The sequence below is a fragment of the Hymenobacter qilianensis genome (assembly GCF_014638675.1).
Taxonomy (GTDB): domain Bacteria; phylum Bacteroidota; class Bacteroidia; order Cytophagales; family Hymenobacteraceae; genus Hymenobacter; species Hymenobacter qilianensis.
Genome location: NZ_BMFN01000003.1, coordinates 861,834 through 874,701, shown reverse-complemented (window position 1 = coordinate 874,701; position 12,868 = coordinate 861,834). Strand labels below are relative to the sequence as shown.

The 12,868-nt window shown below is 57.0% G+C and carries 8 protein-coding genes; 5 read left to right on the top strand and 3 right to left on the bottom strand.

Going from position 1 to position 12,868, the window contains the following annotated elements; translation table 11 throughout:
* Positions 1-334: 334 nt before the first annotated feature.
* Positions 335-1,039 (bottom strand): PA2169 family four-helix-bundle protein, encoded by a 705-nt coding sequence (locus IEW06_RS17905; RefSeq protein WP_187731501.1) that lies wholly within the window; start codon positions 1,037-1,039, stop codon positions 335-337.
* 277 nt (positions 1,040-1,316) lie between these two features.
* Here IEW06_RS17905 and pxpB point away from each other — a divergent pair, with 277 nt between their 5' ends.
* From pxpB to IEW06_RS17880, 5 genes are all read left to right on the top strand, one after another.
* Positions 1,317-2,060, top strand: a complete 744-nt coding sequence (pxpB, locus tag IEW06_RS17900) for a 5-oxoprolinase subunit PxpB (RefSeq protein ID WP_187731502.1) — start codon at positions 1,317-1,319, stop codon at positions 2,058-2,060.
* Entirely contained in the window at positions 2,050-3,063 is a 1,014-nt protein-coding gene (locus IEW06_RS17895; RefSeq protein ID WP_187731503.1) for a 5-oxoprolinase subunit C family protein, read from the top strand. The genes pxpB and IEW06_RS17895 overlap by 11 nt, the downstream gene beginning before the upstream one ends.
* A gap of 153 nt (positions 3,064-3,216) precedes the next feature.
* Positions 3,217-3,996 carry a LamB/YcsF family protein gene (locus tag IEW06_RS17890; RefSeq protein WP_188548686.1) on the top strand — a complete coding sequence of 260 codons (780 nt, stop codon included), beginning with the start codon at positions 3,217-3,219 and terminating at the stop codon, positions 3,994-3,996.
* A complete protein-coding gene (locus IEW06_RS17885; RefSeq protein ID WP_187731504.1) occupies positions 3,993-5,183 on the top strand; it encodes an NRAMP family divalent metal transporter in 1,191 nt (396 codons plus the stop codon). Before IEW06_RS17890 ends, IEW06_RS17885 begins: the two co-directional genes overlap by 4 nt.
* A 257-nt stretch (positions 5,184-5,440) precedes the next feature.
* Positions 5,441-8,167, top strand: coding sequence for a cyclic nucleotide-binding domain-containing protein (locus tag IEW06_RS17880; protein ID WP_188548685.1), 2,727 nt, complete (start codon positions 5,441-5,443; stop codon positions 8,165-8,167).
* Positions 8,168-8,455: 288 nt separating this feature from the next.
* Here the strand turns inward: IEW06_RS17880 and bglX are convergent, their stop codons facing one another.
* Positions 8,456-10,771, bottom strand: a complete 2,316-nt coding sequence (bglX, locus tag IEW06_RS17875) for a beta-glucosidase BglX (RefSeq protein WP_188548684.1) — start codon at positions 10,769-10,771, stop codon at positions 8,456-8,458.
* A 255-nt stretch (positions 10,772-11,026) separates the two neighbouring features.
* The gene (locus IEW06_RS17870) at positions 11,027-12,784 is read right to left on the bottom strand and encodes a family 43 glycosylhydrolase (RefSeq protein WP_188548683.1); all 1,758 of its coding nucleotides are present in this window, start codon (positions 12,782-12,784) and stop codon (positions 11,027-11,029) included.
* Positions 12,785-12,868: the final 84 nt, after the last annotated feature.

Sequence of the window (12,868 nt, the reverse complement as noted above, 5' to 3'; positions counted from 1 at the left end):
GCAGCGAGAGAGAGCCACAAGATCAAACTAAATCGCGGATCGATGACCAAAATAGTTCGTTTGTCTTACGTTGGCTTTGAAGTTGATTCGGTTAGCCAAAACGTGGTTGAGACGCAAGATTTTGCGCCTCCTCGTTGAAGAATTAGTGCCGCGCCGTTCAGTCAAACAACAGTAGCAAGGAGGAGACGCAAAATCTTGCGTCTCAACCACGTTCTGATCAGTTACAGCTTAACACGAAAGCTTAGAAGCATTTGCGTTAAGTAACAAAACAAAAAGCCCCGTTGGGATGGCACTGAGTACCATCCCAACGGGGCTTAGCTTATGAGGCTAACGGCTAGCTTTGCTTTTCAGCCAGTCGCTTTAGCTTGTCATATGTTTGCTGCGACTGCGTGTGCTGGCGCTCTACTTCCTGACGCAGTGCGCCGGTTAAGCTCTTGTCGCTGAGGGCTTCTTTGTAGGCTTTCAGCGCCCACATCTCACCGTGGATATTGGTAGCCAGAATCGTCTTTTCGCTGTGGCCGGTTACTGCGGATGTAGCCTCCATGAAGCGACGATAGATTTTGCCCTTCACCGTAGTGCCGTCTTCCCGCTCGCCGCCTTGCAGGCGCAAGTGGTTATTCAGTTCGCTGGCAAAGCGTTGGCTCTGACTTACCAGCTGCTTGTAGTAGCCCTGCAGCTCTGGGTCCTGGCTTTCGTCAGCGGCCTTTTTGTAGCCTTCAATGCGGTCATTGACGAAGAGCAGCAGCTCATGTAAGGTGTCGGCTTTCTTGTCGCCGGTGCCTTTTTTACGGTTCGTAAGCAACAAACCTACGCCTAGCGCAATGGCTGCGCCACCAACTACTTTCTGAGTGGTGCTGAGCTTGTTATAGCCGGTAGTGGCTTTGGTGCCCAAATCTTTTACCGAGTTGGGTAACTGGCCAAGCAAATCGGATACGTTGCCTTTGTTGAGCAGTTGCTTTGCTTGATCGAGTAGCTGGCCTGCGCCTTGCGACTGCGTGGAGGTGCTATTTTGCGGAGATGATTGCTGTGATTGGTCCATGACGTAATAAGTGTTATAGTAATGATATCCCTTACGGCGGTATGGGGCAACTAGTTAAGTTGAGCTTGCTTAATCAATGAGATGCTTCAGCGCTAAGCCCGATATTTTTGTCGATTTTCACCTGCAATTCCAAGCTTCTAACAACTGTATAGATGCCTGCTAGCTAGCCAAGCACGCCAAATAACTGGCTGTGCAGCGCTGGAGCCGGACGAGCCAAGCACAGATTCCGGCGACAAATTTCGCCGACAAAAGAGAGTTGAATTTATTTAATCAGCCGATGCAAAACCAACGTAGGGGGCAAATTCAATGGTCGCAGCCCCAGATCTATCCGTTGGGCGACTCGGGCATCGTGCTGCAATTCAGCCGCGTCTACAACGCGGAGGTTCAGCAGCGTATTCGGGCCTGCTGCACCTACCTCGACCAGCTACAAGTGACGGGGCTGCTGGAATATGTGCCGGCCTATACAACACTCACGCTGTACTATAACCCCTGGCTGGTGAGCGAGGAAGGCCGCCTCGACCCGTACGCCCGCATGACCGAAATTGTGCAGGCCATGCTGGCGCAGGTGCACACTCCTCAACCGGAAATGGCCCCCACGCTGGTAGAAATACCGGTGTGCTACGGCGGCAAATGGGGCCCCGATATAGAAGAAGTAGCCCGCTATGCAGGCTTGTCGGAGGCGGAAGTGGTGCGGCTTCATGCCGAGGCGGAGTATGTGGTGGCCATGGTGGGGTTCGCCCCCGGATTTCCTTACTTAGCCGGCCTGAACAAGCAGCTAGCCACTCCGCGCAAGCACCAGCCCCGTACATTGGTGCCGGCCGGATCAGTGGGAATCGCCGGCCAGCAAACGGGCGTATATTCCATTCCTACGCCGGGCGGCTGGCAGCTGATTGGCCGCACGCCCCGGCGGCTTTTTCGTCCGCGCCAGGAGAATCCGAGCTTGCTGCGGGCGGGCTATCAGGTACGCTTCGTGCCCATCACGGCCGCGGAGTTTGAGCAGCAGAATAGACATGAGTCTTAGCATCATCAGCCCCGGCCTCCTGACTACGATTCAGGATTTGGGTAGAATAGGCTACCAGAAAGAAGGCATTATTGTGAGCGGGGCGATGGACGCGCTAGCGCTGCGCGTGGCCAACCTGCTGGTAGGCAACCCGGAAAATGAAGCCGGCCTGGAAGTCACGCTGCTCGGTCCTAAAATCCGGTTCGACGAGGATCAGCTTATCGCGCTTACCGGCGCCAATCTGGCGCCCACCATCAACGGGCAGGCGGTGAAAATGAACCGGCCTGTGTTTGTGTGCCAGGGCAGCGTGCTGCAATTTGCCCCCCAGGGCTCGGGTTGCCGCACCTATATGGCTATTGCGGGCGGCCTGAGTGTGCCTACGGTGCTGAGGTCGCGCTCCACGTATTTGCAGGCCGGCATCGGGGGGCGGCAGGGGCGGGCCTTAAAAACCGGTGATGTAATTGCCTGCCCCGGACCATCAGCAGTAGCTAAGCAGTTTTGGCAAAAAATGCTCGCTGCTACTCCCCACAAAACCTGGCTGCAGGCAGCCTGGACGCCCAGCCCCGAGCTGTATCAGGGGCCGCAGGCTAACCCCAGCATTCGGGCGGTGCCGGGGCCGGAGTATAGCCTGTTCTCAACGGATTGTCAGCAGAATTTCTGGGCCCAGGAATACACCGTGACGCTGGCCTCCAACCGCATGGGCTACCGTTTGCGCGGCGACGGCACGGCACTGGCCTTGATGCAGCCCGAGGAAATGCTTTCCAGCGCCGTGAGCTTCGGCACCGTGCAAGTGCCCGCCGAGGGCAACCCGATTGTCTTGCTGGCCGACCACCAAACGACGGGCGGCTATCCGCGCATCGCTCAGGTAGTTACGGCTGACTTTTCCCTGCTGGCGCAAGTGCCGCCGGGGGGCAAAATCCGCTTTCGGGAGGTGTCGCTGGCCAAAGCGCAGCGCTTGTACTGCCAGCAGGAGCTGAATATTAGGCAGCTTCGGCAGGCGTTAAGACTTAAAATGCGTTTGTGATAGACATTAAGAATGAGCCTCTAGACGGTCATGCAGAGCGCAGCGAAGCATCTCGCGTGCTGACACAAGATTACTAATCCCACTAAACACGCGAGATGCTTCGCTGCGCTCTGCATGACAACCGTTTTTGAGCCATAATCAAGGAAACACTATATGACCCAACCGTTTACCGTTGACTTAAATTGTGACATGGGGGAAAGCTTCGGGGCCTATCAGCTGGGCAACGATGCAGCCATTCTTCCTTATATCACCTCCGCCAATATTGCCTGCGGCTTCCATGCCGGCGACCCAGCAGTGATGCGCAAAACGGTGCGCCTCGCCCTCCAGCACCAGGTTGTCATTGGTGCTCACCCTGGCCTACCTGATATAATGGGTTTTGGCCGCCGTGAAATAGCTGTTTCCTCAGAGGAAGCCTTCGACATGGTAGTATATCAAATTGGAGCGCTGGGGGGCTTTTTGGCCGCCGAGGGAGGCACGCTGCACCACGTAAAACCCCATGGCGCCTTGTACAATATGGCAGCTGTAAGTGCGCCGCTGGCTGAAGCTATTGCCGAAGCCGTGTACCGCGTGAATCCGGAGCTGGTGCTCTACGGTCTGGCGGGCAGCGAGCTAACCAAATCCGGCACCAAGCTAGGTCTGCAAGTAGCCCACGAGGTATTCGCCGACCGCACCTACCAACTTGATGGCACCCTTACCTCCCGCCGCCTGCCCAATGCCCTGCTCACCACGTCCGAAGAGGCTGCCCGGCAAGTAGTACGCATGGTAAAAGAAGGCCAGGTTTGCGCTCAGCAAGGCACCGACGTAGCCATTCGGGCCGATACCATCTGCATTCACGGCGACGGTGCTCACGCCCTCGAATTTGCCCGCCATATTAACCAAACCCTGCAAAACGAAGGGGTGAGCTTGCAGGCGTTTACCAAAGCCGCCCAATGAAGCAGGCCCGAAACTGGAGTGTGCTATTGGGGGCTGGTTTTCTAATGGCTACGTCGGCGGTGGGGCCGGGCTTCCTCACCCAAACGACCGTTTTTACTCAAGCGCTGGGAGCCAGTTTTGGCTTTGTCATCCTGACTTCTATCCTGATTGATCTGGGCGTGCAGCTCACCATCTGGCGGGTAATAGCGGTGTCTGAAATGCGGGCTCAGGATATTGCTAATACGGTGCTGCCGGGCCTGGGGGGCTTTATTTCCTTCCTGATTGTGCTCGGCGGCCTAGCCTTCAATATCGGCAACGTGGGCGGCGCCGGGCTCGGTCTGCAAGTGCTATTCGGGATTCCCGTGGAGGTCGGGGCCGCTTTGGCCGCCGCCCTCACCATTGCCATTTTTCTGGTTAAAGAGGCCGGCAAAGCCATGGACCGTTTTGCCCAGCTCATGGGCCTGCTCATGATTCTGATCATCGTGTACGTGGTTTTCACGTCGGAGCCGCCGGTGGGTGAGGCCTTGGTCAGAACTTTCGCGCCAACCAAGCTGGATGTCATGGCTATCGTTACGCTGGTGGGCGGCACGGTGGGCGGCTATATCACCTTTGCCGGCGGCCACCGGCTGCTCGATGCCGGCGTGAAGGGCCCCGCCGCTCTGCCCCAGGTAATGACCAGCGCCGTAGCGGGCATCACAGTCGCTTCCGTTATCCGGGTACTGCTGTTTCTGGCGGCCCTGGGCGTCGTAAGCCAGGGCCTAACCATTGCCGCCGATAATCCGCCAGCTTCGGTTTTTCAGCTGGCTGCCGGCAACTTTGGCTACAAGCTATTCGGCGTGGTGATGTTTGCCGCGGCCGTTACCTCCGTAATCGGGTCGGCCTACACGTCGGTTTCCTTCATGAAATCATTTCATCCCAGCATCAATCGGCACGAAAACCGACTCATTATCGGCTTCATCATCGTTTCTGCCCTCATCTTCATCACCATCGGAAAGCCCGTCAGCCTGCTTATCCTGGCCGGGGCTCTGAACGGCTTTATCCTGCCCATCACGCTGGCCACCATGCTGGTAGCGGCCTACCGCAAAAAAGTGGTTGGCGAGTATCGGCACCCGCTGTGGCTGGCCGTGGTAGGCGTGCTGGTAGTGCTGGTGATGACGTGGATGAGCGCCCAGGTTTTCACCCAGCAGATTGGGGGGCTTTTTAGCTGAACTTCATACTGCTGAAAACCAAAGCGTTTCGATTAGTAGAATCAACAACTGTTAGGAGGTCATGCAGAGCGAAAGCGAAGCATCTCGCTCACGCATTCAGATTAGTAATCCAGCATCAGCACGCCAGATGCTTCGCTTTCGCTCTGCATGACGGGCCAGTGACATAGATGCTAGGTTAAGCATTGCCTATGATCCCTCATTGGTAGCTATTCCTTGGAGAAGGCATTACCTTGCTACTTGTTCTTTAAAGCTCATTCATGCTTCCTGCAACGTGGTACGGTTTGATCGGTGTGCGCACGACCGAGGTCAAAACGGTGTGGCTATTCTTTCTGCATAACTTTCTGCTGGGCATCGGTACCATCCTGGTGTACGTGTCGGCCAACGTTATCCTGCTCGAAAACAACCCCGAGCGCAACCTGCCGCTGGCCTACGGCATCGCCGCGCTGGCCATGATGGCGGCGGGCAAGGCCTATACTTATTTCGAGCATCACTTGCCCTTGCAGCGCCTCGCCGTGCGGGTATTGCTGGTCGTGGTGGCGTTTACGGGCGTGATAAGCGTGCTGGTGGCCGTGGGGCATTCGGTGGCGGCGGCCGTGGCTATTATGGCTGGCTACCGGGTTATCTACCTGCTTACCAATTTGGAGTTTTGGGGCGTATCGGCGGTGGTGTTCGATGTGCGACAGAGCAAGCGCTTGTTCGGCCTTATTGGGTCGGGTGATATGCCGGCGAAGGCGCTGGGGGCCATTTTGGCGCTGCTCGTCCACGCCCACACTGATCTGCTGTTTCTGCTGTTGCTGGCGCTGGGGGCCTATTTGGGAGCTTTGTACACCTTGCGCGCCACGCTACGCTCGCATGCGGTAGAGGCGCGGCCTACATCCCGTCCGCAGCGCCTGGCCAGCTTGGCGCCAGGGTTGCAGCGCTGGTTCGGCGACAGCCAGCTGGTGCTGTCTACGTGCCTGAGTATTACGGCTATTGCGGCGGTAACGGCGGGCGTGGAGTATTCATTCTTCGTCAACGTCAAGCACAAGTTCCACGACCAGGCCACCGTGATGCGCTATGTGAGTAGTGTGCTGGTAGTCACGTATTTGCTGGCGATGATCTTCAAAATGCTGCTCACTCAGAAAGCCCTGGAGCAGGTTGGCATTCGTCGGATGCTGGTGGCGCTGCCTGCGGCTTTGTTGGCTGGGCTGCTGCTATTTGGCGGCTTATGGCTCGTTGGGTCCGACGATTCGGTGCTGCTGCTTTATTTCTACGGCTTGTATCTGGGCTTGGAAGTGCTGCGCCGCGCCGTATTCGACCCTGTGTTTCTGGTGCTGTTTCAGCCGCTTTCGCCGCCCGAGCGACTGCGGGCCCACACACGGGCCAAAGGATTTTATGAGCCGCTGGGAATGGCGCTGGGGGGCTTTTTATTGTTTGCCCTGCACGATTTGCCCGGCCTGAATGAGTGGGCGCCGTTTGTCTGGATGAGCCTGTTTGCCGCGGGGGCGCTGTTCTTCCTGCACCGCACCTACGACCACTATATGGCCGAGCTGCAACACGCCCTCGGGCGCCGCTTTGGCGGCTCAGCGGAAACGGTAGTTGTAACAAGTGAATTTCTCGCCGAAGATCAATTGCCAGCGAGTCCAGCAGAAGTGCAAGCCCTGATTGAAGCGCTGGAAGACAGAACCCAACGCCGGGCTGCCACGGCTCAGCTGCTACAGCTGAGTTCCACGGTCTTGCCCGAACTGATTCAAACCCTGGAATCACCGGCCGCCAGCGATGCTCTGGTGCGGCGCGTGGCGCAGCTGTGCGCCCGTCAGTCGGTGCCCTCCAGCCGTGAAGCGCTCGTGGCGCTGGCCCGCCGCCCCAACCTCCACCAGCGCGAAACCGCGCTACGGGCCCTGCGCCACTTGGAGCAAGTAGAAACCGACGCGCCCATCTTTCAGGGCTTGGTGCAGGAGGAAATGCGACTGGCGCAGCAGCTGTTGCAGGGCATTGCGGCCTTCAGCCACGACGAGCTGCGCCGCTGCCTTTCCTACGAGCTGGCGAAGGGGCAGCAACGGATTTTTGGTCTACTTTTCCAGCTCTACCCCCCGCATATCATTGCCGATGCCCAGCGCGGCGTAGACCACGCGGCCCGCGAGCGCCAAGCCAACGCCCTCGAAATTCTGGACAACATCATTCCGCGCTCCTTATATCAGGGCCTGCAAGCCTTGCTCGACGTAGCGCCGGTGGCGGAAAAAGTGCGTGTATTTGATCGGCTGCTGGGGCCGCTGAGCCAGCCCGCGCGCGTGGTGCCGTTTATTATTGAGCAGGGGGAAGCTGCTTTTTCCGACTGGACCATCAGTGTAGCTTTGCGTCACTGGCATGCCGAACCCCACACAATCAAGCAGTTATTACCGTATATACATAGTTCCAACTACCTTATTCGAGAAAGTGCCTTCTTTGTGCTGAAAAAGCTGTCGGAGCGCCAACCCGAACTCTATGAACAGCTTACGGATGCCGAGCCTGCCTTACCTGCCTTGCTTATGAGCCACACCCACGCTACCACCGCCACCATTTCGGCCCGCGACCGGGTGCATGTCCTTCAGCAAACGGCCTTGTTTGCCGAGACGCCCGAAAACGTGCTGAGCAGCATTGTGCCCATTATGCGGGAAGTGAGCTTCCGCGACGGGCAGCAGATTTTTGCCAAAGGCGACCTGGGCACGTCGCTCTTCATCGTGTACGGGGGTGAAGTTGGGATTTTCAACGGCACCCAGCACCTCACTACCTTCCGCAAAGGCGACTTCTTTGGCGAGCTGGCCCTGCTCGATGCTGAGCCCCGCTCCGCCTCCGCCGTTGCCCAAGGCGAGGTCGTCGCCTTCCGCCTCGATCAGGAAGACTTCTACGATGTGATGGAGGAGCGCAGCGAAGTATTGCGCAACATTATGAAAGTGCTCTGCCAACGCCTGCGCCGTCAGAACGAGAAGATGCAAACGCAAGCCCCACTCAGCAATCCGGCGTGAGGCTAGTCTCACCCCCGGCCCCCTCTCCCAAAAAGAGGGGGAGCCAAGCGCCCGGCCTACGCGGCCACGTCGGCTTGCGCCTCCGCAACCGCTACCGTGCGACTCGCTTTAGCTTAAAAAAGCCCCCCAGATGTGTATCTGGGGGGCTTTTTTTCAACTCTTTACTTCCTGACGAAAGCGGTAGCCGTACTGGAGGCGCGAGCCGAAAGTGCGGCGTAGAACAACTCACGTCAGGTTCCCCCTCACCCTTTGGAGAGGGGGCCGGGGGGTGAGGCCAATCTCAGGTTGCTATTCCAACTTAAACGCAGCTTCCTGTACGTCGCGAGAATTGCCCCCCACAAACACTTGAAAGTCGCCGGGCTCCGACACAAACTTCAGGTCGGTGTTGTAGAACTTCAGATCGTCGGGGGAGAGGCGGAAGGTGAGGGTTTTGCTTTCGCCTTTTTTCAACGCTACCTTCTGGAAGCCTTTCAGCTCCTTTACGGGCCGGGTAATAGAGCCTACCATGTCGCGGATGTAGAGCTGGGCGGTTTCCTCGCCGTCGTAGTTGCCGGTGTTGCGCACAGTCACGCGTACTTCGAGGGGCTCATTTTGCTTAATCGACGTTTTGCTTAGCTCCGGCTTGCTATAGCTGAAGGTGGTGTAGCTCAGGCCGTAGCCGAAGGGGTAAAGCGGCTCATTGCTCACGTCCAGGTAGCGCGACTTATACTTGTCGAGCTTATCGGTGCCATTGAAGGGGCGGCCGGTGTTTTTATGGTTGTAGAAGATGGGCACCTGGCCTACAACCTGCGGAAAAGTAGCCGTGATTTTGCCCGATGGGTTGTAGTCGCCAAACAGCACGTCGGCAATAGCATTTCCGCCCTGCGTACCCGAAAACCACGTTTCTAGGATGGCATCCGCGTTTTGGTTTTCCCAGCTCAGCGCCATAGGCCGGCCGTTCATGAGCACCAATACCAGCGGCTTACCCGTTTTCTTAAGCGCTTTCAGCAATTCCATCTGCGGAGCCGGAATACTGATATCGGCGCGGCTGGCCGCTTCGCCCGTCATGCCCTGGCTCTCACCTACGGCGGCCACAATGACGTCGGCACTCTGGGCAGCTTGCACTGCTTCCTGAATCATCGCCTCGGGGGTGCGTTTGTCGATGTTCAGGTCGCCGCCGTGAGCATTCAGGCGCTCAATCATCTGCTGATCATCGGTGATGTTGGCGCCTTGCGCATACACTACTTTCACGCCACCGGCCACGTTTTTGATGCCTTGCTCCAAGGAAACGGCCTGCTTCCAATCGCCGGCGCCGCTCCAGCTGCCAATCATGTCGCGCTGCCGGTTGGCTAAGGGGCCTATCAGCGCAATCGTGCCGGTCTTTTTGAGGGGCAGCGTGTTCTTGTCGTTTTTGAGCAGCACCAGACTCTTGCGGCTGATGTTGCGGGCATCGGCGATGAACTCCTTCTTCATCATGGTAGCCTTGGCGCGCTTCTCCGTCACGCCGCGGTAGGGGTCTTGAAATAGGCCGAGCTTGTATTTGGCCTCCAACACGCGGCGGCAGGCCAGATCAATCTGCTCCTGCTTCACGGTGCCGTCTTTCAGGTTCTGCGCCAGATTTTTCAGGAAAATCTCGCCTACCATATCCTGATCAGTGCCCGCATTCAGCGCCAGCGCCGACACTTGCGCGTCGTTGCCCATGCCGTGCGCTGTCATCTCATTTATGGCGGTGTAGTCGGTGGCCACGAAGCCATTAAAGCCCCACTGCGTGCGCAGCAAGTCGGTCATAAGCCATTTGTTGCCAGTAGCAGGCACACCATTTATGTCGTTGAACGAGGTCATCACGGAGCCCACGCCGGCTTCGATGGCGGCCTTGTAGGGGGGCAAATATTCGTTGTACATGCGCACCAGGCTCATGTCGGTGGTATTGTAGTCGCGGCCAGCTTCGGCGGCGCCGTAGAGGGCGAAGTGCTTGAGGCAAGCCATCACGTTGGTGGGCTTGCTCATGTCATTGTCGGGGCCCTGGTAGCCGCGCACCATGGCGCGCGCAATCTGGGAGCCCAGGTATGGGTCTTCGCCGGCACCTTCGGCAATGCGGCCCCAGCGCGGGTCGCGGGCAATATCCACCATGGGCGAGTACACCCAGTTGATGCCATCAGCAGCCGCTTCCTCGGACGCAATGCGGGCGCTGCGTTCCATGGCCGTAAGGTCCCAACTGGCGGCCATGCCTAGCGGAATCGGGAAGATAGTGCGGTGACCGTGAATAACGTCGTAACCCAGAATCAGCGGAATCTTGAGGCGCGATTCCTTCACGGCCAACTCTTGCAGCTTGCGTGCCGCCACGGGCGTGTACGTATTGAGCACGGCACCCACATTGCCTTTCCGGATGTTGGCATCCACGTCTTTGCTGACCACGGGCCCAGTCACGTCGAAGCCCACCGACACGAGATTAAGCTGACCGATTTTTTCGTCCAGGGTCATCTTCTTCATCAGTGCTTCCACAAACTGATTCATCTTCTGCGTATTGACACTGGAAGGCGGAGCAGGAGCTTGCTGAGCTTGCAGCGTCGGGCTCAGCAAAAGCCCCAGAGACAGAAGCAAGGTAGTGCGGAACGTTCTTTTCATGTGGGAAAGGATAGGTTGGGATTGGAGCGCGAAAGGGAGGTGAAAAAGCCCCCCAGCAGTAATACGAGTGCTGAGCTTAGGCAGCCGGTTGTTCAAAAACGTTTGTCATGCAGAGCGGCAGCGAAGCATCTCGCGTGCTGACTCAAGATTAGTAATCCCGCTAAACACGCGAGATGCTTCGGCTCCGCCTCTGCATGACGTTCTATTGCTGATGGGTGACAGTGTTGTTCAACGAGGAGACACAAATATGTGTCTCTACTTCGCTGTTACGACGGGTATTCGGGTGGAAATGCCGTTTTCGTTGATGGCTTCAATGGTGAAATAATAGGGGAGGTCTTTGTCCATGCCTTTGAAGTAAAACTCAGGGGAGCCGTGCACCATGATGCAATTGTAGAGCTTATCAGGGCTGATGCCCACATGAATATTGTAGGCATAGGCATTGTCGACGGCCTTCCATTTCAGCCAGGCGCTGCGCTTGTCTTTTTCAGTCCGTAGCACAATGAAGTTCTGTACTGCCTCGGGCACTGAGCCGTTGCCTTTGCCAAATACCCGCAGGCCGCTGATGGCAAATTTGCCGGTGGGCATATGGATATTTTCGAGCTTGAGGTAACGCGTTTTCAGCGGCTCGGTCAGCTCGATGTAGTCGTGCGGGACATCGGTTTTGTTCTGGCTTTTATCCACCAGCATCTTCCATTTTTTGCCATCCAAGGAGTGCCAGAGCTTGTACTGATGATAGGTGCCCTGCTGCTTGCCCAGGAATTCCGCGTCCTGATCGGCGTAGTTTATCTGGATGGCGTGCACGGTGCTTAGATTGCCCAGATCCGTCTGGAGATACTCGCCCTTATTACCGGTGGCGGCGCTCCAATAGGTTTTGATGCTTTCATCAACGGCGAAGTTGGGCAAAAAGCCCCCCAGCGTGCTGGACACCTGCACCGGCTTCTGATAATTGAGCAGCATCCAGCCCGCGAAGCGACTTTTGAGGTGGTCGGCGGGGCCGGTGGGCAGGTAGTGTGGGTAGTCGCCAAACATGGTGTTGCTGTACAGCACGCCGTCTTTATCGAAGCCCGCGGGCCATAGCCCCAGGCGCCGCTCGAAGTTGTTTTTCACCGATACAACCATCGTGGAGAGGTGCCACCAGTTGCCGTAGGTGTCCTGAAAGGTGTTGCCGTGGCCGGCACCGCGGGCAAAGCCGCCGGGCTTGTAGGCAAACGGATTGTGCGGCTGCGGCGTGAAGGGGCCCAGGGGCTTGTCGCTTACCTGCACGCCGTCGGCGTAGCCGCTAAATTCGGTGCCGGGCGCGCCGTACTGGAGGTAGTATTTGCCGTTGTGCTTGTTCATCCAGGCACCTTCCATAAACGGGTCGAGGAAGGTGTTGTCGAGGTATTCGCCGAAACGTTGCCAGCCAAACCGCTCGTCATTCAGCCCAAACATCTCTTTTGGCTGCCCAATCGGCTGAAAGGTTTTGCGATTTATTTGCTGCCCATAAAGCGGAAATTCGTTGCTGCTACCCCAGTACAGGTAGAGCTTGCCATCATCGTCCAGAAAAAAAGCAGGGTCCCAGGCGCCAATCTGGAAGGGCTCCACGGCTTCCTTCCACTCGTTGGCCTTAGGATTAGTGCTCATCCAGATGGGGAAGTTCTTCTCGTGCGTCGAGCCAAATACAAACAACGTATCGCCCATTACCCACACAGCCGGCGCGCACAAGTCGTCATATACCTTATGATGAGGCTTGAGAAAGGAACGCGACACGAACTTCCAGCCGTACAAGTCTTTGCTGTGCCAATAGCCCCATTGGTTGGTGGAGAAAAGGTAATAATCGCCTTTAAACAAAGTGATAACCGGGTCAGCCGTAGCGCGGTGTCTGCCCGAAACTGAAAAATTAGGGATGGGCGTGTAGCCATAGTCCAAGTTCAGCGGATTGCAATATGTCCGCTGCCCCGGACTGGCAGTGGGCTGAGCCTGAGTAACTAAACTCAGCAACACAGCAAAGCAAAAGAGCAGAGTTCTGAGCATAATTAAACTATAAAACGTGTGTCATGCAGAGCGCAAGCGAAGCATCTCGCGTGCTGACGAGAGATTAATAATCTCACTAAACAC